The sequence below is a fragment of the Mesorhizobium sp. B283B1A genome (assembly GCF_020165735.1).
GTDB classification, from domain to species: Bacteria; Pseudomonadota; Alphaproteobacteria; order Rhizobiales; family Rhizobiaceae; genus Mesorhizobium; species Mesorhizobium opportunistum.
This window is the reverse complement of the sequence record NZ_JAIUIQ010000020.1, coordinates 1-22,946: the sequence shown is the minus strand read 5'-3', so window position 1 is coordinate 22,946 and position 22,946 is coordinate 1. Positions and strand designations below refer to the sequence as shown.

At 64.6% G+C, this 22,946-nt stretch carries 23 protein-coding genes; 10 read left to right on the top strand and 13 right to left on the bottom strand.

The window, feature by feature from the left end; translation table 11 throughout:
• Nucleotides 1-10: 10 nt before the first annotated feature.
• The 6 genes from LB577_RS18375 to LB577_RS18350 all read left to right on the top strand — a co-directional run bounded on the left by LB577_RS18375 (nt 11) and on the right by LB577_RS18350 (nt 6,783).
• Nucleotides 11-1,000 (top strand): glycosyltransferase family 2 protein, encoded by a 990-nt coding sequence (locus tag LB577_RS18375; protein ID WP_224687776.1) that lies wholly within the window; start codon nt 11-13, stop codon nt 998-1,000.
• Nucleotides 1,000-1,950 carry a glycosyltransferase gene (locus LB577_RS18370; RefSeq protein ID WP_224687775.1) on the top strand — a complete coding sequence of 317 codons (951 nt, stop codon included), beginning with the start codon at nt 1,000-1,002 and terminating at the stop codon, nt 1,948-1,950. The genes LB577_RS18375 and LB577_RS18370 overlap by 1 nt, the downstream gene beginning before the upstream one ends.
• Nucleotides 1,940-2,926 (top strand): glycosyltransferase family 2 protein, encoded by a 987-nt coding sequence (locus LB577_RS18365; protein ID WP_224687774.1) that lies wholly within the window; start codon nt 1,940-1,942, stop codon nt 2,924-2,926. The genes LB577_RS18370 and LB577_RS18365 overlap by 11 nt, the downstream gene beginning before the upstream one ends.
• Nucleotides 2,927-3,000: 74 nt before the next feature.
• The gene (locus LB577_RS18360) at nt 3,001-3,897 is read left to right on the top strand and encodes a UTP--glucose-1-phosphate uridylyltransferase (protein WP_224687773.1); all 897 of its coding nucleotides are present in this window, start codon (nt 3,001-3,003) and stop codon (nt 3,895-3,897) included.
• A gap of 234 nt (nt 3,898-4,131) precedes the next feature.
• Nucleotides 4,132-6,522: a polysaccharide biosynthesis tyrosine autokinase gene (locus LB577_RS18355; protein WP_224687772.1), complete on the top strand. Its 2,391-nt coding sequence runs from the start codon at nt 4,132-4,134 to the stop codon at nt 6,520-6,522.
• A gap of 9 nt (nt 6,523-6,531) precedes the next feature.
• Nucleotides 6,532-6,783: a hypothetical protein gene (locus tag LB577_RS18350; protein ID WP_224687771.1), complete on the top strand. Its 252-nt coding sequence runs from the start codon at nt 6,532-6,534 to the stop codon at nt 6,781-6,783.
• A 193-nt stretch (nt 6,784-6,976) separates the two neighbouring features.
• Here the strand turns inward: LB577_RS18350 and LB577_RS18345 are convergent, their stop codons facing one another.
• Together LB577_RS18345 and LB577_RS18340 are read right to left on the bottom strand one after the other, a co-directional pair.
• The gene (locus LB577_RS18345; RefSeq protein ID WP_224687770.1) at nt 6,977-8,059 is read right to left on the bottom strand and encodes an acyltransferase family protein; all 1,083 of its coding nucleotides are present in this window, start codon (nt 8,057-8,059) and stop codon (nt 6,977-6,979) included.
• A gap of 134 nt (nt 8,060-8,193) precedes the next feature.
• Complete coding sequence (locus tag LB577_RS18340; RefSeq protein WP_224687769.1) at nt 8,194-10,101, bottom strand: propionyl-CoA synthetase; 1,908 nt, start codon at nt 10,099-10,101, stop codon at nt 8,194-8,196.
• Between the two features lie 155 nt (nt 10,102-10,256).
• Between LB577_RS18340 and LB577_RS18335 the strand changes: the two genes are divergently transcribed.
• The 4 genes from LB577_RS18335 (at nt 10,257) to LB577_RS18320 (ending at nt 13,263) form a co-directional block, all read left to right on the top strand.
• Nucleotides 10,257-11,087, top strand: a complete 831-nt coding sequence (locus LB577_RS18335) for a DUF2259 domain-containing protein (RefSeq protein ID WP_224687768.1) — start codon at nt 10,257-10,259, stop codon at nt 11,085-11,087.
• A 440-nt stretch (nt 11,088-11,527) separates the two neighbouring features.
• On the top strand, nt 11,528-11,812 hold the full coding sequence (locus LB577_RS18330) for a PqqD family protein (protein WP_224687767.1): 285 nt from the start codon (nt 11,528-11,530) through the stop codon (nt 11,810-11,812).
• A 33-nt stretch (nt 11,813-11,845) separates the two neighbouring features.
• Nucleotides 11,846-12,280: a lasso peptide biosynthesis B2 protein gene (locus LB577_RS18325; RefSeq protein WP_224687766.1), complete on the top strand. Its 435-nt coding sequence runs from the start codon at nt 11,846-11,848 to the stop codon at nt 12,278-12,280.
• 2 nt (nt 12,281-12,282) lie between these two features.
• A complete protein-coding gene (locus LB577_RS18320) occupies nt 12,283-13,263 on the top strand; it encodes a serine kinase (protein WP_224687840.1) in 981 nt (326 codons plus the stop codon).
• 9 nt (nt 13,264-13,272) lie between these two features.
• Here the strand turns inward: LB577_RS18320 and LB577_RS18315 are convergent, their stop codons facing one another.
• The 11 genes from LB577_RS18315 to LB577_RS18265 all read right to left on the bottom strand — a co-directional run bounded on the left by LB577_RS18315 (nt 13,273) and on the right by LB577_RS18265 (nt 22,855).
• On the bottom strand, nt 13,273-14,295 hold the full coding sequence (locus LB577_RS18315) for a nucleotidyltransferase family protein (RefSeq protein WP_224687765.1): 1,023 nt from the start codon (nt 14,293-14,295) through the stop codon (nt 13,273-13,275).
• Nucleotides 14,296-14,357: 62 nt separating this feature from the next.
• Nucleotides 14,358-15,344 (bottom strand): dihydroxyacetone kinase subunit DhaK, encoded by a 987-nt coding sequence (gene dhaK, locus LB577_RS18310; protein ID WP_224687764.1) that lies wholly within the window; start codon nt 15,342-15,344, stop codon nt 14,358-14,360.
• A gap of 31 nt (nt 15,345-15,375) precedes the next feature.
• Nucleotides 15,376-15,801 (bottom strand): hypothetical protein, encoded by a 426-nt coding sequence (locus tag LB577_RS18305; protein WP_013891462.1) that lies wholly within the window; start codon nt 15,799-15,801, stop codon nt 15,376-15,378.
• An 11-nt stretch (nt 15,802-15,812) separates the two neighbouring features.
• The gene (ptsP, locus tag LB577_RS18300; RefSeq protein WP_224687763.1) at nt 15,813-17,387 is read right to left on the bottom strand and encodes a phosphoenolpyruvate--protein phosphotransferase; all 1,575 of its coding nucleotides are present in this window, start codon (nt 17,385-17,387) and stop codon (nt 15,813-15,815) included.
• A 41-nt stretch (nt 17,388-17,428) separates the two neighbouring features.
• On the bottom strand, nt 17,429-17,731 hold the full coding sequence (locus LB577_RS18295) for an HPr family phosphocarrier protein (protein ID WP_224687762.1): 303 nt from the start codon (nt 17,729-17,731) through the stop codon (nt 17,429-17,431).
• A 22-nt stretch (nt 17,732-17,753) separates the two neighbouring features.
• Nucleotides 17,754-18,143, bottom strand: coding sequence for a dihydroxyacetone kinase phosphoryl donor subunit DhaM (gene dhaM, locus LB577_RS18290; protein ID WP_006325214.1), 390 nt, complete (start codon nt 18,141-18,143; stop codon nt 17,754-17,756).
• Complete coding sequence (gene dhaL / locus LB577_RS18285) at nt 18,140-18,742, bottom strand: dihydroxyacetone kinase subunit DhaL (RefSeq protein ID WP_224687761.1); 603 nt, start codon at nt 18,740-18,742, stop codon at nt 18,140-18,142. The genes dhaM and dhaL overlap by 4 nt, the downstream gene beginning before the upstream one ends.
• 72 nt (nt 18,743-18,814) lie before the next feature.
• Nucleotides 18,815-20,458 carry a dihydroxyacetone kinase subunit DhaK gene (locus LB577_RS18280; RefSeq protein WP_224687760.1) on the bottom strand — a complete coding sequence of 548 codons (1,644 nt, stop codon included), beginning with the start codon at nt 20,456-20,458 and terminating at the stop codon, nt 18,815-18,817.
• 72 nt (nt 20,459-20,530) lie between these two features.
• Nucleotides 20,531-21,544 carry an ABC transporter ATP-binding protein gene (locus LB577_RS18275; RefSeq protein WP_224687759.1) on the bottom strand — a complete coding sequence of 338 codons (1,014 nt, stop codon included), beginning with the start codon at nt 21,542-21,544 and terminating at the stop codon, nt 20,531-20,533.
• Complete coding sequence (locus LB577_RS18270) at nt 21,537-22,649, bottom strand: ABC transporter ATP-binding protein (RefSeq protein WP_224687758.1); 1,113 nt, start codon at nt 22,647-22,649, stop codon at nt 21,537-21,539. Before LB577_RS18270 ends, LB577_RS18275 begins: the two co-directional genes overlap by 8 nt.
• 2 nt (nt 22,650-22,651) lie before the next feature.
• On the bottom strand, nt 22,652-22,855 hold the full coding sequence (locus LB577_RS18265; protein WP_224687757.1) for a hypothetical protein: 204 nt from the start codon (nt 22,853-22,855) through the stop codon (nt 22,652-22,654).
• Nucleotides 22,856-22,946 lie beyond the last annotated feature (91 nt).

Here is a 22,946-nt window from a genome sequence, read left to right as displayed (position 1 = left end):
ACCTCGCCCGATGACGCAAGCGCTTCCTTCCAGCCTGATTGTGATCCCCTGCCTGAACGAGGCGGCCCATATCGGTGCGCTGCTCGACCAGTTGCGGCCCTCGGCCGAAAGGCTGGGCGCCAGGATTGTCGTTGCCGATGGCGGCAGCACCGATGGCACGCTGGCCATCGTCGAGGATGTCGCCGCCAGGGATGCGCGCGTCATCCTGCTGCACAACCAGCGGCGCATACAGAGCGCGGCGATCAATCTCGCCGTCGGCACATTCGGCGAGGGTGCCCAGTATCTGATCCGGATCGACGCTCATGGCGGCTATCCCGACGATTATTGCGACCGGCTGGTCGAGGAGGCACTGGCCACGGGCGCTGATTCGGTGGTGGTTTCCATGCTGACCAGCGGCAACGGCCCCGTGCAGATGGCGGCGGCGGCGGCGCAAAATTCAAAACTCGGCACCGGCGGTTCCAAGCACCGCCACCTCTCCGCCGGAGAGTGGATCGACCATGGCCACCATGCGCTGATGCGGATTTCGGCCTTCGGCGCTGTCGGCGGCTATGACGAGACGTTCAGCCACAATGAGGACGCCGAACTCGACTACCGGCTGCGGCAAGCCGGCTACAAGATCTGGATGAGCGGCAAGACGCAGATGGTCTACTACCCGCGCACCTCGCTCAAGGGTCTCTATTTTCAATATCTCGGCTATGGCCGCGGCCGCGCCAAGAACGTGCTGAAGCACCGTGTCATCCCGAAGGTCCGGCAGATGGTGCCGCTGGCGGTGTTCCCGGTGGTTCTTCTCGCGGCCTTCTCGTTCGTGCACTGGATCGCGGCGGTGCCGCTGCTGGTCTGGGCGTCGGTGTGCCTGGGTTATGGCCTGGTGGCGGCGATTCGCCAACGCAAGGCCGATGTCGCGCTGGCCGGGGTCTCGGCGATGGTCATGCATCTCGGCTGGTCCGTCGGTTTTTGGCTGCAGCTTCTCGGCCTCGGCTCGCGGCGCGGGGTGGCTTGATGGCTGTTCAGGCCAAGAACCGCAGCATCGACATTGGCGTGTGCACGTTCCGGCGGCCGGAACTGGCCGACACGCTGCGCTCGCTTGCCGCCATGGATATGCCCAGGGGTTTCGAGGTCGGCATCATCGTCGCCGACAATGACGACACGCCCAGCGCCAGGGAATTGGTGACGGCGCTGTCGCGGGAACTGGCGGTGCCGGTCCGCTATCGTCATTGCCCGGCGCGCAACATCTCGATCGCCCGCAACGCTTGCCTCGATGCCAGCGAGGCGGATTTTCTCGCCTTCATTGACGATGACGAGACGGCGACTGCCCGCTGGCTCGCGGAGCTGGTCACGACGGCTGAAACGAGCGGTGCCGCCGCCGTGCTCGGCCCGGTGCGGGCGCTTTACCGCCCGGATGCGCCGGACTGGATGCGGCGCGGCGATTTTCACTCCACCTTGCCCGTCTGGGTGCAGGGCGAGATCCGCACCGGCTACACCTGCAACGTGCTGCTGCGCGTGGGAGCGGACAGCCTGCGCGGCCGTCGCTTCAGCCTGGCGCGCGGCCAGACCGGCGGCGAGGACACCGAGTACTTCGACCAGATGCACAAGGCGGGAGGCCGTATCGCTTTTTCCCCAGACGCCTGGGCAAACGAGGTGGTGCCGCGAACCAGGGCTGCGTTCGACTGGCTGGGCCGCCGGCGCTTCCGGGTCGGCCAGACGCACGGCCACCTCCTGGGCCACAACGCCGGTGGCATCGGCCTCGTCAAACAGATCGGCCTGGCTTCGGTAAAGGCGCTTTATTGCTTCGCCGCGGCGCTTCCCGTCGTCGCCAGCCCGGTGCGCCGGAACCGAAGCGTGCTGCGCGGCATTATGCATGTCGGGGTCGTCAGCGGTCTCGTCGGCATTCGAGAGATACGCCTCTACGGCCAGCCCTCGCCACGGGAAGGAGGCAAGCGTGCAGCCTGACGTTTCCCCCATCCCGGATGTCTCTTTCGTCCCCGATGTCTCCTTCATCATTGCCGCCTACAATGCCGAGGCAACGCTGGACCGGGCGATCGCCAGCGCCATCGCCCAGAAGGATGTCAGCGTCGAAATCATCGTCGTCGACGACAAGTCGCGTGACGCGACGCTCGATGTGGCAAGGGCCTATCCGCAGGACATCGTTCGCGTTGTCGCGCTCCCGCAAAACAGGGGCCCCGGCGGGGCCAGGAATGCCGGGCTGGACGTCGCCCGCGGCAGGTGGGTCGCGGTGCTGGATTCCGACGACGCGGTCTTTCCAGGCCGCATGGCAGCCATGATTGCCCGCGCCGAGAGGGCGGATGCCCAGATCGCCGTCGACAATCTCCAGGTCGTCCGCGAGGACGGTGTCGTCGAGGACGCAATGTTCCCGCGGCAGTATCTGGAGCGCCTGGGCGAGATTTCGCTGGCCACCTATATCGCCGGCAACGTCGTTTTCGAATCGAAGTTCAACCTCGGCTACCTCAAGCCGATCTTCCAGCGCCGGTTCCTGGATGAAAACCGGCTTCGCTATGACGAGAAACTGAGGATCGGCGAGGATTACATCCTGTTTGCCGACGCGCTGGCCAAGGGCGGCAGATGCGTGGTCGAGCCTGATATCGGCTATGCCTACCACATTCTCAGCGGCTCCATCTCGCGTGTGCTCGAGCTTCACCATGTCGAGGCGATGCGCGAGGCGGATACCAAATTCGCTCAAAGCCATCGGATGGATGAGGCGGCCCTGGCTGCCTTCGCCCGGCGCGGCCGCAGCTTGCGCAAGGCGGCCTCCTTCCTGGCGATGGTCCAGCACATCAAGGCGCGGTCCCCGTTCAAGGCGATCCGGACGGCGCTCAGCGACCCGGCGGCGGTCAGGCATATGGGCATGCCGATCGCCGTGCGGTTGCGAAGAGTAGCGGCACAGTTTGCCGTGGGGGTGGGGAGGTGAAGATGCAGGCACATGAAGGGATTTCTCGTGGCCTGTGAATGGACTGAAGTCGATCTCCTCAGAAGGAATTTGCGATGAAGAAAATCAGGAAGGCCGTGATACCGGTGGCGGGGCTTGGAACACGGTTCCTGCCGGCGACCAAGTCGATGCCGAAGGAAATGCTGCCGGTGGTCGACAGGCCCGTCGTGCAATACGCGGTGGACGAGGCCTTCGAGGCCGGCATCGAGCACATCGTGTTCGTGACCGGCCGCAACAAGGCGGTCATCGAGGACTATTTCGACCTGCATCCGGAATTGATCGGAACCCTGGAGCAGACCGGCAAGAAGACCCAGCTGGAGGCGCTCGAAAGCATGCTTCCCGTGGCCGGCGCCACCTCCTTCATCCGCCAGCAGTCGCCGCAGGGCCTCGGCCATGCCGTCTGGTGCGCACGCGAGGTCATCGGCAACGAGCCCTTCGCCCTGCTTTTGCCCGACATGGTTTCCTTCGGTCGCCGCGGATGTCTCGCCGAAACGGTCGACCTTTATGAGCGCACCGGCGGCAACGTCATCGCTGTCGAGCGCTGCGATCCGAGCGAGACCAACAAATATGGCATCGTCGGCCGCGGTGCCGACGTCGGCGGCGGTTTCGAGGTCTCGGCCATGGTCGAGAAGCCGGCCCCGGCCACCGCACCGTCGAACTTCTACATCAACGGCCGCTACATCCTGCAGCCCGAGATCTTCGCGCTTCTGGGCAATCAGCAGCGCGGCGCCGGCAACGAGATCCAGCTGACGGACGCCATGGTCCGGCTGTCGAAGGATCAGCCGTTCTTCGCCCAGCCTTTCCTCGGCCGCATGTTCGATTGCGGTTCCAAGCAAGGCTTCATCCAGGCCAACATCGCCTTCGCTCTGGCGCGAGACGACATGAAGGGCCCGGTCTTCGAGATGCTTCAGGAGTTCGTCCAGTCGCATGAACGTCAGGAAGAAGCCGCATAATGCCCATCTTTCGGGAGTATTGCCGGATGTCCGGCGGCGAGGGCCGACAGGCCCCGCCGTCTGGCATGAAGCTTGCGTTGCCTGTGGGCGATGCTTCCGATCTTCGAGGCGCCTGACAGCCAAGGCATGATCCCGGAATGTGGGTTCCGGTTTTCGGAAAAGATCATGCCCAAACAGAGAGATAGAGCCCAGCCCAATGATCGGGATGGAACAGGCTCTGGAATTGGACCGACGATGAATTATGCCAACTTTCCTCTCGACAAGAGGATGCCATTGCCGAATTCGGATGCAGGAGACGGCGAAGACTTCATCGACATCGAGCGGCTGCTTGGCATGGCCGCACGGCAGGCCAAGGTGGTCGCCGTGTGTGCCGTCATCGGCCTTTTTTTGGGCTTGCTCTATATCCAGACCACGCCGCCCAAATATGTGTCGGTCGCCAGCGTGCTGATCGACGAGGGTCTGAACAAGATCGTCGATGACATTTCGGCGGCGTCCACAACCATGCAGACCGATAGCGCCATTCTGAGCCAGATCGAGATCCTGACCTCGACACGGCTTGCCGCGGTGGTCGTCGACAAGCTCAAGCTGGACCAGAACGATGCGTTCATGAACCCGCCCCAGTCGGCGCTTGCCCAGGGCGTCGGCCTCATCCGCGGGCTGATCCAGTATGTCCGCCCCAGCCCGGTCATGCCGGGCGTCGGCGACGTCAGCCAGCTCTCCCCCGCCGCTCGCGATGCGCTGATTGCCACGTCGCGGCGCGACTATGCGATCCTCAAGCTGCAGAATGAAATCCAGGCGGACCGTGTCGGGCGAAGCTACGTCATCGCGCTTGGCTACCAGGCGACGGATCCGGGGCTGGCGACCGCGATCACCAAGGCCTATGCCGACGCCTATCTTGCCGATCAGCTCGATGCCAGCTTCGACGCCACCGAGCGCGCGGCGGTCTGGCTGCAGGGCCGGCTGACGGAACTGCGCGAAAGTTCGCAACAGGCATCTCTCGCGGTCGAAAAATTCAGGGCCGAGCACGGCCTGTCGGCCAACAGCGATGGCCAGTTGATGAGCGACAAGCAGCTCGCCGACCTCAACGCCCAGCTCATCGTGGCCCAGGCCGACACGGCGCGCGCCAGCGCCCGCTATCAGCAGTACAAGTCGATCGTCGACAGCGGCTCCGAAAACGCCTTCAAGGATGCCGCCATATCGTCCGACCAGCCAAGCGGTGCGCTCATCTCGGCACTCAAGACCCGCTATCTCGCGGTCTCCAAGCGGCAGCAGGATGTCGAGGCGAATTTCGGCGCCCAGCACCCGCAAGCGGTGGCGCTCGCCAAGGAAAAGGCCGACATTTCGGCGCAGATCTTCGGCGAGCTGAAACAGCTGACCCAAAACTATCGCAACGAATATGAGGTTGCGCAGGCGCGCGAGACCGCGCTCAGGGCCAACGTCGCGGCAGCACAGGGCAAGAGTTCCATCGACAACCAGTCGCAGGTCAAACTGCGCGACCTCGACCAGAAGGCGACGGCGCTCTCGACGCTCTACCAGACCTTTCTTGGCCGTTACGAGGAAGCCGCGCAGCAGCAATCCTTCCCGGTCGGCAAGATCCGCATCATCTCGGACGCGTCGACGCCGCTCTCCGCCTCGAGCCCACGCACCATCATCGTGCTTGGACTTTCGCTCGTGCTCGGCATGCTGATGGGCGCCGGTTTCGGCGGTCTCAACGAATTCAACGAGCGGTTCTTCCGGACCGGCGAGGAAGTGCGCGACCGCGTCGGCCTCAAGTTCCTCGGCTACCTGCCGACCATCGGCAGCAAGGCCGTCGCCAAGGAGGACAAGGCGGTCGACGGTCAATTGGATGCCAAGGTCGCCAGATCGCCGGCCGCCATCGAAAGGCGCGCGCGCATGCGGGTGAGCATCGATGCTCCGGCATCGATGTTCTCCGAAACGCTGCGCAGCGCCAAGATCGCGTTCGATGTCGTGATGGAAGGGCAAGGCAGCCGCGTCATCGGCGTCATCTCGGTGCTTCCCGGCGAAGGCAAGTCGACGGTCGCGGCCAATCTCGCCGGGCTTCTTGCCGCCAATGGCGCCAAGACATTGCTGGTCGACGGGGATCTGCGCAATCCGGGCCTCAGCCGCAGCCTCGGCATGGAGGCCGAGCAGGGCTTGATGGAAGCGGTGGTGAATGGCCAGACCTGGCAGTCCGTCGGCAAGATCGACCGGCAGACCAAGCTGGCGATCATCCCGGCCGTATCGCGCGGGCATTTCTCGCACACTAGCGAGCTGCTCTCCTCGGCGGGAATGCGGCGCTTCATCGAGAACGCCAAGGAGACCTTCGAATACATCGTCGTCGACCTGCCCCCGCTCGGGCCGGTGGTCGACGCCAAGGCCTTCGCGCCGCTTGTCGATGGCTTCGTGCTGGTCACCGAATGGGGCCGCACGCCGCGCGCCATGGTGCGATCGATGCTGGAATCCGAACCCTATGTCGCCAACAAGATCGTCGGCGCGGTGCTGAACAAGGTCGACCTGAAGAAGCTGGCCAAATACGGATCGTTCGGGGCGTCGGAAAAATTCTTCGACAAGTACTCGGCCTACTATCTCGACAAGTCGGAAGTGCGCAGCAAGGCGCGGGTCTGAGGTAGGCCATTGCTTGAAGCCAGCATGTTCGCCGAGCATCGAGTATGCCAGGAACGTTTTGGTGGACAAGCGAAGGAACTCGTCGGCGGCAAGTTGATGGAGCGTGCGGGAGGCGCGACGGTAGCTCGTCGCCTTCAATCAATCGAAGATGGTTTCCATCTCGACCTCAAAACCCTGACCGGTGCGATCCTTCGCGGACGGATTGCTGGCCGGTTTCAAAGGCTTTCTGGAGAGCCGCGCGCTCATCCCATTCTGGGTTGACGATCAATTTATAGCGTTCTGCCGTCGGCGGGTGCGTCGGTCCGTGACGGAAGCGATGCTGGGCGCCGGCGAGCGTGAGCGCAAAGCTGCGTTTGGATTCGAAGCTTTGCCAGTGACGCTGCCCGACGCCATCATTGATTTCTTAAGCAGTGGCGGCAGGGCCGAGCATTATGCCCCGCCGTTGTGCCGGTGCCTACGCGGCCCTGATCCGGTAGCGGAAAACAGTGTGGTCGAGCAGCAGCCTCACACGCGGCTCCGCCTCGGTCGCCACCAGCCAGCTTGCCGCGATCATGGTCGCGGCGACCGCCGCCATCGACAGGAGATAGGGCAATCCGGCGCGCACCATGGCGCCAAGCATCGCCGCGCCGATGACATCGTGGATCAGATAGAGCGGATAGGTCATCAGGCCGATGCGGCGCCATCCACTCCAGGAGAGCTGAAGCCGCAGCGACAACGCCATCAGGGCGATGGCGACGAGGAAGATCAGGATCGGTGGCGCATAGGGCATCACGGCCCCGACCTTGATGCTGTGCACGTCGACCGAACTGGCGATCTGCAGAACGCCACCGCCAAGGAACAGCAGGCAGAAGCCAAGGCGCGACGGCGTCAGCGCCTTGAACCGCATCAGCCAGAGCAGCACGCCGACAGCGAAGAAGCAGCCATGATGCACCAGGACGAGCTGCAGCCAGCGCGTTTCGGCGAAGTCGGACCAGCCGAGCGGGTAATAGAGGCACCAGAACAGCGTGCTGACCAGGCCGATGGCGATGGCGACCGCCTCCATAAGGTGGAAGCGGCCGAGCCGCAGCAGCACCCAGACGATGGCGTAGAAGGCGATCTCGATGCCGAGCGTCCAGTAGACGCTGTCCACCCACGGGCCATAGGGTGCGAACAGGCCGGTGCGGACCAGCCTGACCACCGCATCGGTTGGCCAGCTGAGGCCGATGGCGAGCAGCAGCACGGCGGTGACGGGCGCGCAGATCCAGACCGCCGGCGCCAGCCTTTTGACCCTTGCCTCGAAGAACCGCAGCGGCGTCGAATTCTCCGCGCTGAAGGCGATGACGAAGCCGCTGATGACGAAGAATATCTCGACGCCGACCCAGCCGGACTCGACCCAGGCGCCTATTGCCGGCTGCTGGGGAACGCCGCCCGTGGCCTGCGCCGAGATGCCGTCGGGATAAGCCCACACCCAGAAGCCATAGTGGTAGACCATGACCAGCACGGCGGCGAGAAACCGCAGGATGTCGACGCCGCCAAATGTAATTTTCTGCTGAGCCATACCGAACCGCCGGATGGCCCCCCATTTGCCACTGTAGGGAGGTTGCTGCATTGCACAATAAAAGTATTGCTTGCCGATTCGGCATAGGCTTGTTGGCAAGCAAGGCTGCGCGGGATCGCTCCCGGCCGGCGGCCTCAGACCCCGATCCCGCGCTCCTTCATGGCGGCGGCGATCTCGTCGAGGATGACCGGGTCGTCGATGGTCGCCGGCATGGTCCATTCCTCCTTGTCGGCGATCTTCTGCATGGTCCCGCGCAGGATCTTGCCTGACCGCGTCTTGGGCAAGCGCTTGATCGTCACCACGGTCTTGAAGGCGGCGACCGGGCCGATGCGCTCGCGCACCAGCGCGACGACCTCCTTCTCGATGGTGCCGCCGTCACGCGCGACACCGGCATTCAGCACCACGAAGCCGAGCGGAATTTGGCCCTTCATGGCGTCGGCGATGCCGACGACAGCGCATTCGGCGACATCGGGATGGGCGGCCAGCACCTCTTCCATGGCGCCGGTCGACAGCCGGTGGCCGGCGACATTGATGATGTCGTCGGTGCGGGCCATGACATAGAGATAGCCATCCTCGTCGATCATGCCGGCATCGGCCGTCTTGTAGAAGCCGGGGAACTCGTCGAGATAGGCTTGGCGGAACCGCTGGTCGGCATGCCACAGCGTTGGCAGGCAGCCCGCCGGCAGCGGCAGCTTGACCACCACATTGCCCAGCGTGCCGCGCGTCACCTCGTGGCCGGCATCGTCGAGCACGCGTATGTCATAGCCGGGCATCGGCACGCCGGGCGAGCCGTATTTTACCGGCAGCAGCCCGAGGCCTGCCGGGTTGATCGTCATCGGCGAGCCGGTCTCGGTCTGCCACCAATGGTCGACCACCGGCACGTTGAGCTTTTGCTCCGCCCATTTGATGGTTTCGGGGTCGGCGCGCTCGCCGGCGAGGAACAGCGTGCGGAATTTGGAGAGGTCGTATTTGGCAACGAACTCGCCTTTGGGGTCTTGGCCCTTGATCGCCCGAAAAGCGGTCGGCGCGGTGAACAGCGCGACCACGCCGTGTTCCGCGATCACCCGCCAATAGGTGCCGGCATCGGGCGTGCCGATCGGCTTGCCTTCGAACAGGATGCTGGTGCAGCCATGCAGCAGCGGTCCGTAGACGATGTAGGAATGGCCGACGACCCAGCCGACATCGGATGCCGCCCAGAACACTTCGCCCGGCTTGACGCCGAACTCGTTTCCCATCGTCCATTTCAGTGCGACCATGTGGCCGCCATTGTCGCGCACGATGCCCTTGGGTTGGCCGGTCGTGCCGGACGTGTAGATGATGTAGAGCGGGTCGGTGGCGAGCACCGGCACGCAGTCGACATTGGCGCCGGCCGCCCGCTCGCGGGCAACGGCATCGGCATAGTCGATGTCGAAATGGTCCTTCAGCTCGCAACGTAGCTGGTCGCGCTGCAGGATCAGGCAGGCGTCCGGCTTGTGGCGGGACATCTCGATCGCCTTGTCGAGCAGCGGCTTGTAGGCGACGATGCGGCCCGGCTCCAGCCCGCAAGAGGCCGATATGATCAGTTTGGGCCTGGCGTCGTCGATGCGGGTGGCCAATTCATGCGAGGCAAAGCCGCCGAACACGACCGAATGCACCGCGCCGATCCGGGCGCAGGCGAGCATGGCGATGGCCGCCTCCGCCACCATCGGCATGTAGATGATGACGCGGTCGCCCTTGCCGACGCCACGGTTCTTCAGCACCGAGGTCAGCGCCACCACCTCGCGCTTCAGCTCGGCATAGGTGAATTTTTTCACCGTTCCGGTGATGGCGCTGTCGTGGATCAGCGCGATCTGGTCGGCGCGCCCGCCGGCGACGTGCCGGTCGATGGCGTTGTAGCAGGTGTTGCAGGTCGCGCCGGTGAACCAGCGGCCGTAGACGCCTGCGCTGGCATCGAACACCTTGTCCCAAGGCGAATACCAGTCGATGGCGCCGGCCGCGTCCGCCCAGAATTTTTCCGGATCGCGTCTCCAACCCTCATAGACCTCGTGATAGCGTGAAGCCATCCGTACCTCCCCAGGAACGATTTGCCGTCTTTGCATACAGCCTATGCTGTTTTTTCCGGCGCTGTCTTCCCTGATTTTCGTCTGAGACGTTCCCTGGCTTGACCAGGGAGGCGCGGTGTCGTGAACTGCCGTATCGGCGGGGAGGATGCGAACGAATGCGCCATTGGTGGTCGATCGCGGCGTGGCCGCTGGTTACGCTGGCGGTCGGTACGGCGATCGTTGTCTCGGCCGGTGTCGCCCGCGCCGGGGATGCCGCGGCACGGCGCATCATCGGCTTCTCGGCCGATGGCGCCTATTTCGCCTTCGAGCAGTATGGAATGCTCGACGCCGGCGCGTCGGATTCAGGCTACTCGGAGATCGACATCATCGACACCCGAACCGACCAGTTCGTTGGCGGCAAGCCCATTCTCGTCGTCGACGAAACCGAGGAGTCGACACTGACCCTGGAACAGGCCAGGGCGCAAGCGGCTGCCAAGGCGGCGCCGATCCTGGCGAAGTACGCTATTGCATCGCGCGGCATGCAAACAGCATCCGACAAGTTCACCTTTCCCGGCGAGATCGTCGGCTACAACGACATTTTGCGTCTTGAGCAGGTGTCGCAGAAATGGCTTTCGCCGCTCTATGACGAGACCGAGATTTCAACCATCCGGCTCGATGAGATCCTGGCCAACAGTGCGATCGATTGCTCAGCGAGTTTCAATGACATCCAGCAGGGCGACCAGGCGCTACAAGGCGTTAAACCAGGCAAGGCGCTCGGCTTCCGGCTGACCTTGCAAGGCCAGGACGGCAAGCCGTTCAAGACCCTGCACGAAGACAAGGCCGTGCCCGGGTCGAGGAACTGCCCGACCTCCTACAGCCTGTCGGAATCCTATGAATTCACCCCTGTCGGCAAACCGGCGGTGATCGTTGTGCTCGTGCAGCGCTTCAGTCAGGGCTTTGAAGGGCGCGACCGCCGTTTCATTGCCGTGACCGGGCAGCCTCGCTGAAGGTCGGTGGGACCGCTTAACAGCCGGTATTCATTGGGCAAATGCCGATTGCACTAGATCGGCAGGGCCACAAGCATGAGGCCTACGCCGCCGAAGATCAAAATGGCTGCTGCCATCGCTTTTCGATGACGTTCGAAAGTCGTCGGAGCCCGCTCCCAGTTGTAACGCATACGCTATCTCCCCAAAACCCCGGGAGTCCTTACCTTACTCTGGGGAAGAAAAGCAACGGTCCCGCCGGCCAACTCCCTTGTCTGCGGCGTCGCGCCGACGACCATTTCTGGGATGATTTCGGCTGGAACAGGTGGTGGAGGCATTTTGCAGCCGGCACGGGATCTGTCGCGGACGCAAGGCGCACGAGCCCATCCCCCGCCGGCCGATAGACAGCGCTCCACCGCCGCGCTATCTCATTTCGGGGTTCTTATGGCTTGGTGGGGTTGGTGATGGAAATTGCCTCTGGAACGGTTCTGCGGCTGGCCGACGACGCTTCGGTCCAGCATGTCGGCGACGGTGCCGTCGTGCTTTTGGCGCGCAGCGGCCAGCTTTATACATGCAACGGCACGACCGAAGCCTTTCTCGACAAGGTCGACGGCGCGCGCAGTCTCGATCAGATCGTCGGCCTGCTTTGCGAGGAGTTCGAGGTCGACAAGGGCACGTTGGACGAAGACATGGCGGCGCTGGCCACCGAACTGGTCTCGGAAGGCATCCTCGCCGCCCCAACTGCGTGATGGAGGTAGGTGCGTGATGGAGCTAGGTGCGTGATGGCCGACGGTCCGCTCCTGCGTGCCCTGTTTCGATGCCATCTCTGGGCAAGCGCGCGGCTGATGCCGGTCCTCATCGCAAACCGCAGCTTCGAGCAGGTGCTGAAATGGGCGCCGCTGGCCTCGTCGACACCCTATCGCGGTCTGCCGGCCGCCTACATCGTCGCCAGGGTCAACCGCACCGTCCGCCATCCCTGGCTGATGCGCGACCGCAGATGCCTGCGCGAGGGGCTGCTCGGCCATCGCTTCCTGCGTCTCGCCGGTTTCGATCCGGAGCTGCGCTTCGGCGTTGATCCGAAGTCGCTGCAGGCACCGCATCTGTCGGCGCATTGCTGGGTTTGTCTTGATGGCAGGCCGGTGGTCAGCGATCGCCTTCCGGGCATGGTGGAGATCTATCGTCACCATGCCGACCCCACAAAGGTGCGCCCCGCTTGACCATGCGCTCTGCCTGCTATGGCCTCAACGGCCAGATCCTCGGCATATCGGCCGAACGTCCCGAGCTATGGGAGGATTTCGACAGGATGCTGGGCGTCCTGCGCATCACGGATCCCGTCGAGCCGGGCTTTCGCCTCGATATCGCTGAGGCGGACGTTCTGGATGAGGCTCCCGGCGGTTCGCTGGTCTTCGACGGCGAGATACCGGAGGACGGCCACTGCCGGATGATCGCCGATGGCGCCACGATCCACCTCGTCTTTCCCGGACGCCAGACCGTAGCCATCAATGACGAGGAAGCTTGGGCCAAACTCCGGGTTCGGCCCGGCACGAAAGCCGCTTGGACGCCATCGATGCTGGTTCTGGACGCCGCCCTCGACGCCGGCGGCCAGCATATGCTGCACACGGCCGGCCTGACATTGCCGGGCCGTGATGCCGTCGTGCTGATCCATGCGCCGAGCGGCACCGGCAAGACCACCACGTCGCTGGCGCTGGCGACGCAAGGCTTTGGCCTCTGTTCCGACGACGCCATGATCCTGGATCTGACTTCGGGCAAGCCGGTGGCCTGGGGTCTGCCGAGGCACGTCAAGATCCACCAGATAACCGCCGAAATGATCCCGCAGGTGGCGCCATGCCTTGGCCCCTCCTGGGACCGCAATGGCGAGCAGGCGGTCTCGCTGGAGCGGTTGAGCGAGATCGTGCGGATCGAAAGCCCGGTGGCCCGACCCGTGGCCGCCCTCCTGCACCTGGCGCGCTCCGCCGACAGTCAGACGCGGCTCGTCGCCATGGCCCGCACCGACGCGATGGTGGCGCTGGCGATGGACAACGTCCGCACCGGCATGACCGGCCTGCTGCCGCTGCAGAAACGCCGGCTGGCGACGATCGGCAAGCTGGTCTCGTCGGTGCCGACCTTCACGCTGGAAGTCGGTGCCCACCCGGCCGACGCCGCGGCGCTGATCAATGCCACATTGGCCAGGCAGGACTGAGCCGGAGCTTCAGGCTGGGTATGGCCTGGCCTTGGCCAGCCGCTGGATCCAGCGGAAGGCATCACGCCGCAGGCGTGAGCCGATCTTCTCCCTCGAATTGACCCTGAGCAGCGTGTTCGTGGTGATCAGCCGTTTGGCCAGCCGTATCGAGAGGTCGGGTTCGATGCGGCCGGCGAGTTCAAGCGCTCGGCGCTCGCCGAACAGCTCGCCGGTCACGTTGAGCACGATCGCCAGTTCGAGTTCGATGCCGGTCATGCGGGCCGCGTCGAGCAGGCGGGCTTCCGCTTCGGGGGACTGCAGTGCCCGTACGCCCTGCAGCACATCGACACAGAGCTGCAACCGGTGGAATTTGTGGCCGCCAGCGGCATGCACGATGGCGATCGTCAACAGCGCGGCAGGGGTGTCTATCGCCTCTCCATCGATGACCTGCAATTCCCGGAAACCCAACGACAGGCGTCGCCGCATGCCGGTGTCGTGCACGAGGTCGCCATGCAGTTCGACCAGCAGGCTCGAATTCCCCTTTTCCAGCCATTTGAATTCCTGCAGATGGTAGGATTCGGCCTCGTTGCTGCCGAGCTCGAAGCCGCATGAAGCGATCGCCCGGTTTGCCCGTGCAAGGTTGGCCGGCTCTACGAGGATGTCGATGTCGGTGAACGGCCTGTCGGTGACGTGGCGATAGAGCTTTCCCGCAAAGACCGGGCCCTTGACGATCCGCGCCGGAATGCCCTCGGCGGCGAGCACCTTCATGATGCGGCCGCCATGGTAATTCAGCAGCATCGATTGGCCGGTGGCGATCGGCGCTTTCTGGCGCAGTTCGTGAAGTTTGCTCTGCACGTTCGCATCCGATGTCAGATGCGTGTTGCCACGTTCATGGAGCTTGCGCAGCATGATCGGCAGAACGCCATGAAACTCCGCGTTGTCGAGCAGTGCCGACAAAGCCTCTGCCGACAAATCGTCCTCGACTGCCGCGGCCTCCGGATCGGCGAAGCGCAGCAGCAGTTTTTCTTCGGCGGAGTTGAGGAATGGCAGCATCAGCCCCGGGCGCCAAGTGGACGGCCCAGGATGGTTGCAGAAAAGCGCTGTGGAAGCCAGCGCTACATGCCCCACCGCAGTGCTGCCGTGTGGACGGGCGCGTCCCACCAGCCGGTCATTTCATCGTCGAGCATGGTCAGCGTGACAGAGCAGCCGGCCATGTCGAGCGAGGTGACATAGGTGCCGACCAGCGAGCGGGCAATCGTCACGCCATGCCTCTCGAAGATACGACGCGCGCTGTTGTACATCAAGTAGAGCTCCATCAGCGGCGTGCCGCCGAAGCCGTTGACGAACAGCAGCGCCGGGCCTTCCGCCTTGTCACCGAGATCGCCCAGGATCGCGGCGCAGATTTCCTCGGCGATGGCGTCAGCGCTCTTCAACGTATCGCGCCGGCGGCCGGGTTCTCCATGGATGCCGACGCCAAACTCCATCTCGCCGTCGCCGATGTCGAAGGTCGGCTTGCCGGCCGCCGGCACCGTGCCGCTGGTCAGCGCCACGCCCATCGAGCGAGTGGCGGCATTGACCCGGTCGCCCAGCGCCTTCAACGCCGGCAACGCCATGCCTTGTTCGGACGCCGCGCCGACGATCTTTTCGACCACCAGCGTGCCGGCGACGCCGCGCCGGCCTGTCGTGTAGGATGAATTCTCGACGGCGACGTCGTCATTGGTCACCACCTGCAGGACGCCATCGGACATTTCCGCCGCCATGTCGAAGTTCATCACGTCGCCCTCATAGTTCTTGACGATGAACAGGCAACCGGCGCCGGTGTCGACTGCCTGCGCCGCCGCCAGCATCTGGTCGGGCGTTGGCGAGGTGAACACCTGGCCGGGGCAGGCGGCGTCCAGCATGCCATGGCCGACAAAGCCGCCATGCAGCGGCTCGTGGCCGGAACCGCCGCCGGAGATCAGCGCCACCTTGCCTGGCCGCAGGGTTCTGCGACGGATGAATTTATGCTCCTCGCCAAGTGCCAGGATATCGGCATGGGCGGCGACGAAACCGTCGAGGCTCTCGGTCAGCACCGTGTCCACCGAATTCATAAATTTCTTCATGGCGTCCTCCCAAACAGTCCGGCAAGAATGGTCAGCCGCCACCCTTGCCGGTGATGCTGGTGATCTTCTGGATGAAGTCGTTGACCGCCCTGTCGAGCGCGGCGTTCTGCTTGTCGTCGCCGAAATCCGGCACGACAAGCGAAACATGCCGCGTCTTGCGCATGCCTGCCGCGACCGACATTTTTCCCGGATGCGCCTGATGGTAGGCGGCGAGGAACTGATCGCGTTCGGCCGGGCTGAAATGGCAGACGGAGAAAATTGCCGGCAAATGTTTTGACGGAATCGGGATCGAATAGGTCGGACTGGAGATTTGCGTGACGAAGCTGCGGTGCTTGCCGAGCGCGTCGGCGAGACGCTGTCGCATGCCGGACGGCCGCTGGTCGATGACATGCGACAGGATCGTCTTGTAGGCGCGGATCGCTTCTTCGGAACCGGGTTCGGGCGTCTTGTCGACCATGCCTGCCACGCCTACACCGAAATGTCCGCGATGGCCGCCTTGGCCATGGCGAGTTGCGCCGGCGCCACGGAGAGATCGCGCAAGCCGGCCTCGAGCAGCGCCGGGATCGAGGCGGGATCGCCGCCGGCATCGCCGCACAGGCTGACGGGAATACCATTGTCCCGTCCGAAGGCGGCGACCGAGCCGATCAGCCGCAGCACCGCGGGATGCCTGACAGAATTGAGATGCGCGACCGCGGCATTGTCGCGCGCCGCCGCCATCACATATTGCGTCAAATCGTTGGAGCCGATCGAGAAGAAGGCCGCGCCGGCCAAGGCCTCCGGCGCGATGGCCACCGACGGCACTTCGACCATGATGCCGAGCGGCGGCATCCGCTGCCCTGTGCCGCGCGCGGCAAGGGTTGCCTGTTCGTCAGCGAACAAGGCGGCTGCGCGCTCATACTCCTCGGCCGTGGCGATCATCGGAAACATGACCCTGAGATTGCCGTGTGGCGCGGCGCGCAGCAATGCCCTGATCTGAACACGGAAGATATCGAGCCGCGCCAGCGACAGCCTGATCCCGCGCAGGCCGAGGAATGGGTTGCCTTCCTCGACGGTGAAGCCCGGCACCGGCTTGTCGCCGCCGGCATCGACGGTGCGGATCGTCACCGGCTTGTCGCCGGCCCATTCCAGCACCTTGCGATAGGCGCGATACTGGGTCTCCTCATCCGGCAACGTCTTGCCGAACAGGAATTCCGTGCGCATCAGCCCGACACCGTCGCAGGTCGCGATGTCGATTGCGTCGACATCGGATGGGTCGGCGATGTTGACCTGGACGCGCACCGCCGTGCCGGCTTTGGTCAGCGCCGGCCTTGCCAGAAAGGTCTGCGCCTTGCCCTGGCGGGCCGCGAAGGAAGAGGACGACTGCCGGAAAGAGCCAATCTCGGCCGGCGAGGGCACCAGCACGATATTGCCGTGCTCGGCGTCGAGCAGCGCCATGCCGGCCAGACCGGCGGGTGGTTCGCGTAGGCTCACGATCATCGGTACGCCGCGTGAGCGCGCCAGCATGGCGACATGGCTGGCGGTGCTGCCCGCCTTCAGCGCGATGCCGCCGCCGCTGCTCCAATCGGTTTCGAGAAAACGCGTCGGCGCGATGTCCTCGCCATAGAGAATGGCGCCGGCCGGGGCTGTGTTGCCACCGTCATCGGTCAGGGCATGCAGCACCTGGTCCCTGATATCGCGCAGGTCTCCGGCACGGGCGCGAAAATAATCCTGGTCGGAGGCTTCATAGCCGGCGATCTCGCCGTCGAGTGCCTGCCGCCAGGCCGCATCGGCGGTCCGTCCGGAATCGATCGACGCGAAAGCTGGTCCGCTCAGCGCATCGTCTTCCAGCATGGCGATGTGGAATTCGAGGATGCCGGCGGCGTCGCTGTCGGCGGTTCCGGCCATGGTCATGAGCCGGCTCACCGCCTTGCCGATCGCCGCCCTCAGTGACGCCTTCTCCTCCTCGGGAGTGGCTTTGCTGGTGTAGACTGCCGGCGGCCGGTCGAGCTCGAACAGCGGCCCCTCGGCATAGCCGGCCGAGGCCGGTACACCCTCAATCCGCATGGCCCGCATCCCCCGCGGGTCGATGCAGACGTGGGCCGGCCTCACGCCGACCGGACATGACCGGCACCCTCGTCGAAATCGCGCCGCACCAGTTCGACCAGCGCGTCGACGGCATTATTGGCGCCGTCGCCGCTGGCCCTGATGTGCAGCACCGTGCCCTTCGGCGCCTTGGCCGCCATCACCTTGACGATGCTCTTGGCGTCGAACCACGGCCCGTTGGCGGCAAGCGCTATTTCCACGTCGGCGGCAAAGGTCTTGGCGAGCTTGGTGAATTTCACCGAAGGACGCGCATGCAGGCCCACATCATGGGTGATCAGGACGGTCGCTTCGGCGGCTGCGGACATGTCTTTCAAAATTCCCGTTTACTCACGACGGCGACAATTCATGCGCCGTCGCAACCACTTCCCGAAGCGAGGCGCCGCCGGACGCCTCGGTCGCGGCCATCACCGCGCCTTCGACGATCGGCGCGTTGCAGACGATGATCTTCTGCGCGCGGGGTTCGCCGATCATCTCCACCGCCATTTCCGAGTTGGTCTCGGCGCCGCCGAGATCGACCAGTATGGCGACGCCGGCTTCCGACCAAGCCTTGTCGATGGCGCCCATGATCGCCTCGACATTGGTGCCGAGCCCGCCATGGCCGTTTCCGCCGCACCATGCAAGCGGCACTTCGTCGCCCACCATCTGGCGCACCATGTCGGCCGTGCCTTCCGCGACCAGCGGCGAATGCGACACGATCACGATCCCGACATTGCTCATGCGCTTTCCCCGATCGCTTGTCCCACCGTGCGCACCAGCAGCGCCGTCGAGCGCGCGCCGGGATCCATATGGCCGATCGAGCGGTCGCCGAGGAACGAGGCGCGGCCACGCTGAGCCTTCATCGGCACGGTCGCCTCGGCCGCAGCGTCGGCGATGTCGGCTATCTCGGCCGCGGTCTTGTCCCCGGTCAATGCGTCATGCACCGGCTGCAGCACATCGAGCATGGTTTTTTGGCCAACCTGCGACTTGCCGCGCGCCGCCACCGCTTCGATCGCCTTGCCGAAGGCAGCCGTCAGATTGGCGCGATCGGGCTCCGCCGAAATCTCCTTGCCGAGCGCCATGAACAATGTGCCGAACAACGGACCGGAAGCGCCGCCCACCGTCATCACCAGCTTGGTCCCGATCGCCTTCAAGGCCTCGGGCAGCGGCTTTGCCGCGAACGCATCCGCCTCGGCCCGCACGGCCTCGAACCCGCGCTTCATGTTCAGCCCATGGTCGCCATCGCCGATCGCCTGGTCGAGCGCAGTCAATTCCTCGGCGTGGGCAGCGATCGTATCCGCCGCGGCCGCGACCAGCCTGGCAAGGTTCAACATCGCCATGTCGCCCAGACTCCCGGTTGCCACCTTGCCGGCAGTAGCGAAAGAACGGTCATTCGGCAACGGGTGCATGGATCAGGCCGCGACAAGCAGCGTGGCGGCCGCCGCGAACACCTCGGCCACGGCATGGGCGCCGGGATCGGCCACGCCCTGCAACTGGCTGCCGACATAGGCCGACCGCCCGGCCTTCGCCTTCTCCATGGCGGCAGTCGCCTCGGCGCCGCGCCGGGCCGCCGCCGCCGCTTCTTCCAGCCCGTTGGCGTCGAGCGCTTTCAGGGCTGGCTCCAGGGCATCGACCATCGTGCGGTCGCCAAGCTGTGCGCCGCCATAAAAAGTCATTCGCTCGAGGCCGGCAAGCAGCGCCTTGGCCACATCAGCGCCGCCATCCAGAGCCTGCGCCGCCGCGGTGAAGAAGATCGACAGCAGCACCCCGCTGGAGCCGCCCATCGATGCGCTCAGGACGTCACCTATTGCCCCAAGGGTTGCCGCAGGCTCGGCAAGCGGCAGCGTATCGAGACGTTCGAGGATGCTGCGCGCGCCGGTCGCCACCGTCGAGCCGGTGTCGCCGTCGCCCGCCTTGGCGTCGAGCCCGTTCAACGTGGCTTCAAGCGAAATCAGCCTTTCGCAGACCGTGACGATCACGCGCCTGGTGCCGGCATCCTGGCTGGCCTTGTATGCAGCACTTTGTCCAGCTGCTTTCGCCATTGGCACGATGGCAGGCGCTGCGACCGGCTTGGCCGGCATCCAGGCATGCGGACCGACCGGCGCCAGCAAGGCTGTCTCACGCGCGGCGTCGAGCTGGATCAGCGACAGCGAGAAGCCGTTCATGTTGAGTGCCGTCATCAGCGGGCCGGGCCCGACGGTCAGTTTGACCGCCTTGCCGAGCGGCGAGGCAAGCACTGCATTGGCGATAACAGACATTTCGAGCGGCGGCACGGAGCCGAGATTGTTGATCAGCAAGGCATAGGCGGCCTTCGGATCGAGCCGCACCGCCAGGCGCTCCGCCATGATCGCCACCAGCCTGTCGGCGCTTTGCACCGCGATGCGCTCGACGCCCGGCTCGCCATGGATGCCGAGGCCGAGCTCGCCATCATCGGCCCCGAACCTGTCTTCGTGAGGCTGGCCCGGGATGGAGCAGGAGGACAGCGACATGCCGAGCGAGACGATGTCCTTCGCCGCTGCCCGCGCCGCTGTCGCGATATCGGCCAGGTCGTGGCCGATATCCGACAGGTGTCCCGCGATCTTGTGCACGAACAAGGTGCCGGCAACACCGCGCGGCTGGGCGATGTCGGGCAATGCGATGTCGTCGGCGACGATCACCATCTCGACGCGAAAGCCTTCGGCGCGCGCCTTCTCGGCGGCCAGGCCGAAATTGAGACGGTCGCCGGTGTAGTTCTTGACGATCAGCAGGCAGCCAGCCGGTCCGGTGACTGTGCGGATGGCCGCCAGCACCGCCTCGACGCTCGGTGAGGCGAAGATCTCGCCGGAGACCGCCGCCGTCAGCATGCCCTTGCCGACAAAGCCCGCATGCGAAGGCTCGTGCCCGGCGCCGCCGCCGGAAACGACGCCGACCTTCGACTTGTCCCAGTCGGCGCGCAGCACGACCTTGAGCTCGGGATAGCCGTCGAGGCGCGCCAGTTCGCCTGAGCCGATGGTCCGCAACAGGCCATCCAGCGCCTCGGTGACGATCGTTTCCCTGCGGTTGAAAAAGTGCTTCATCGAATTCGTCCCGTATTCGCAATCGTCAATCAGAAGCCGGCATTATCCTTTGGGGAAAACACCGAAAACCGTTCACATCAGTCGTTGTCCGTCGGCGCCGAAATAGAGCGGCGAGCGGTAGCGGATCACCACTCTGTCGCCTTGCGCCAGATCCGTGTCCGGGTCGGTCAGCGTCACCAGTTTCTTCGGGCCGACCGTCACATGCAGGTGGTTCTGGTCGCCGAGATGCTCGACCCAGTCGACGACGCCGTCGGCATGGCCATTCATGGCTTTTTCGATCGTCAAATGTTCGGTGCGCGCGCCGATCGTCCTGGTGCCGGCCGGCGCGCCGCCATCGGGCAGCAGCCCCGTCGGCAGCAGATTGATCGCCGGCTGGCCGAGCCTTGCCGCGACATGCAGGTTCGCCGGCTCGGAATAGATCGTTCTCGGCGACCCGATCTGCACCAGCACGCCGTCCGCAAGGATGCCGATGCGGTCGGCCATCGTCATCGCCTCGATCTGGTCATGCGTGACGTAGAGCATGGTGGCGCCAAGTTCGGACTGGATGCGCTTCAGCTCGAGCCTGAGATCCGCGCGCAGCTTGGCGTCGAGCGACGACAGCGGCTCGTCCATCAGATAGATGGCGGGCTTGCGCACCAGCGCGCGGCCGATGGCGACGCGCTGCATTTCGCCGCCCGACAGCTTGGTCGAGCGGTTGGCGAGCTTGTGATGGATGCGCACCATCTTCGCCACCTCCTCGACCCGGCGGCGGATCTGGTCCTCCGGTATTTTCCGGGCCGGCGAGCGCAGCGGAAAGGCGAGATTGTCGAACACCGACAGATGCGGATAGAGCGAGTATTGCTGGAACACGAAGGCGGTGTCGCGCTCGGCCGGCGACAGCGTCGTCGCATTGTGGCCGCCGATTTCGATCGTGCCGCTATCCGGCCGCTCCAGCCCGGCGATCAGGCGCAGCGTCGTCGTCTTGCCGGCCCCCGTCGGCCCAAGCAGCACGACGAATTCGCCGTCTTCTATGTGCAGGTCCAGACCGTCGACGGCGACATGCTCGCCAAAGCTCTTGGTCACGTTCTTGATATGGACGTCAGCCATGCTGCGCTCTCCCTTGAGAGGCGGTATCGTGAACAGCGGTTCTCACCGCGCGGCCCGATCCCTTGTCGAACAGCGACAGCCGCGCGCTGTTCAACGTAAGGCCGACATGATCGCCGGCGTTGAGCCGGATTTCGGCCGGCACCCGCGCCTTGATAATGCCGTCCGCCGTTTCCACCGCGACGATCTGCGTCGTGCCGAGATATTCGGTGCCGTAGATGGCGCCGCGAAGCTTCGAGGCGTCGTCGAAGCGGATATGCTCAGGCCGGATGCCAAGCGCCATATCGGCCGGCGCGATGTCCTCGCGCACCTCGGGCACCGCGACTTTCGCGCCCTGGACGACGATCTCCTTCGCGCCCTTGGTCAGCCCGCCACCGAAGCCGAGGAAATTCATCGGCGGCGAACCTATGAAGTCGGCGACGAACATCGTCGCCGGGCGATCGTAGATTTCGCGAGGTGTTCCGAACTGTTCGATGACGCCGTGGTTCATCACAGCGATCTTGTCGGCCATCGACATCGCTTCCATCTGGTCGTGCGTGACATAGACCGTGGTGGCGTGGATGCGGTTGTGCAGCTCGCGCAGCTCATGAACCATCAGATCGCGGAATTCGGTATCGAGCGTGCCGAGCGGTTCATCCATTAGGAAGCATTTCGGACGCCGCACGATGGCGCGGCCGAGCGCCACGCGCTGGCGGTCGCCGCCGGCAAGGCCCGAGACGGATTTGTTGAGCAGATGATCAATGCGCAGGAGTTTTGCCGTTTCCTCGACCCGGGTTCGGATTTCGGCCGCCGGCATGCCTTGCGCCAGGAGCGGAAAGCCGATGTTCTTGCGCACATTCATGTGTGGGTAGAGCGCGAACAGCTGGAACACGAAGGCGATGTCGCGCTCGCGGGCCCGCAGCATGGTGACGTCGTCGCCGCCGAGCAGGATCTCGCCGCCGGTCGGCAGTTCGAGCCCGGCGATCATGCGCAAGGTCGTCGTCTTGCCGCAGCCCGACGGCCCAAGCATGACGAAGAACTCGCCATCCTCCACGACGAAGTTGGAATCCTGTACGGCGACGAAATCGCCGAAGGCCTTTCTCAAATGTTGGACGCGGATTTCGGCCATGATTATTCCGGGAACTTCGAGACGATGATGAACATCACGGTGCCGGCGAGCATGGTGATGAAGGAATAGGTGTAGAGCGACAGCGCGAAGGGCTGGAACAGCATCAGGAAGCCGATGGCGATCAGCGCCGTGGCGATGTTTTCCATCAGGCCGCGCCTGGCCCAACGGGGCCATGATGTTTTCCTGGAGATGGCGGGGCGCGTCATGCGTAGCCTTCCTTTTCCACATCCAAAGGGAGAGATGGTTGCCAGGTGGTTCCCCCACTCCGTCGCTGCTTCGCAGCGCCACCTCTCCCCC

What these genes read in the sequence shown, in the direction of transcription:
- LB577_RS18375 (WP_224687776.1), top strand. Translation starts at nt 11, where the DNA reads ATGACGCAAGCGCTTCCTTCCAGCCTGATTGTGATCCCCTGCCTGAAC.
- LB577_RS18370 (WP_224687775.1), top strand. Translation starts at nt 1,000, where the DNA reads ATGGCTGTTCAGGCCAAGAACCGCAGCATCGACATTGGCGTGTGCACG.
- LB577_RS18360 (WP_224687773.1), top strand. Translation starts at nt 3,001, where the DNA reads ATGAAGAAAATCAGGAAGGCCGTGATACCGGTGGCGGGGCTTGGAACA.
- LB577_RS18355 (WP_224687772.1), top strand. Translation starts at nt 4,132, where the DNA reads ATGAATTATGCCAACTTTCCTCTCGACAAGAGGATGCCATTGCCGAAT.
- LB577_RS18345 (WP_224687770.1), bottom strand. Translation starts at nt 8,059, where the DNA reads ATGGCTCAGCAGAAAATTACATTTGGCGGCGTCGACATCCTGCGGTTT.
- LB577_RS18340 (WP_224687769.1), bottom strand. Translation starts at nt 10,101, where the DNA reads ATGGCTTCACGCTATCACGAGGTCTATGAGGGTTGGAGACGCGATCCG.
- LB577_RS18335 (WP_224687768.1), top strand. Translation starts at nt 10,257, where the DNA reads ATGCGCCATTGGTGGTCGATCGCGGCGTGGCCGCTGGTTACGCTGGCG.
- LB577_RS18330 (WP_224687767.1), top strand. Translation starts at nt 11,528, where the DNA reads ATGGAAATTGCCTCTGGAACGGTTCTGCGGCTGGCCGACGACGCTTCG.
- LB577_RS18325 (WP_224687766.1), top strand. Translation starts at nt 11,846, where the DNA reads ATGGCCGACGGTCCGCTCCTGCGTGCCCTGTTTCGATGCCATCTCTGG.
- LB577_RS18320 (WP_224687840.1), top strand. Translation starts at nt 12,283, where the DNA reads ATGCGCTCTGCCTGCTATGGCCTCAACGGCCAGATCCTCGGCATATCG.
- LB577_RS18315 (WP_224687765.1), bottom strand. Translation starts at nt 14,295, where the DNA reads ATGCTGCCATTCCTCAACTCCGCCGAAGAAAAACTGCTGCTGCGCTTC.
- dhaK (WP_224687764.1), bottom strand. Translation starts at nt 15,344, where the DNA reads ATGAAGAAATTTATGAATTCGGTGGACACGGTGCTGACCGAGAGCCTC.
- LB577_RS18305 (WP_013891462.1), bottom strand. Translation starts at nt 15,801, where the DNA reads ATGGTCGACAAGACGCCCGAACCCGGTTCCGAAGAAGCGATCCGCGCC.
- ptsP (WP_224687763.1), bottom strand. Translation starts at nt 17,387, where the DNA reads ATGCGGATTGAGGGTGTACCGGCCTCGGCCGGCTATGCCGAGGGGCCG.
- LB577_RS18295 (WP_224687762.1), bottom strand. Translation starts at nt 17,731, where the DNA reads ATGTCCGCAGCCGCCGAAGCGACCGTCCTGATCACCCATGATGTGGGC.
- dhaM (WP_006325214.1), bottom strand. Translation starts at nt 18,143, where the DNA reads ATGAGCAATGTCGGGATCGTGATCGTGTCGCATTCGCCGCTGGTCGCG.
- dhaL (WP_224687761.1), bottom strand. Translation starts at nt 18,742, where the DNA reads ATGGCGATGTTGAACCTTGCCAGGCTGGTCGCGGCCGCGGCGGATACG.
- LB577_RS18280 (WP_224687760.1), bottom strand. Translation starts at nt 20,458, where the DNA reads ATGAAGCACTTTTTCAACCGCAGGGAAACGATCGTCACCGAGGCGCTG.
- LB577_RS18275 (WP_224687759.1), bottom strand. Translation starts at nt 21,544, where the DNA reads ATGGCTGACGTCCATATCAAGAACGTGACCAAGAGCTTTGGCGAGCAT.
- LB577_RS18270 (WP_224687758.1), bottom strand. Translation starts at nt 22,649, where the DNA reads ATGGCCGAAATCCGCGTCCAACATTTGAGAAAGGCCTTCGGCGATTTC.
- LB577_RS18265 (WP_224687757.1), bottom strand. Translation starts at nt 22,855, where the DNA reads ATGACGCGCCCCGCCATCTCCAGGAAAACATCATGGCCCCGTTGGGCC.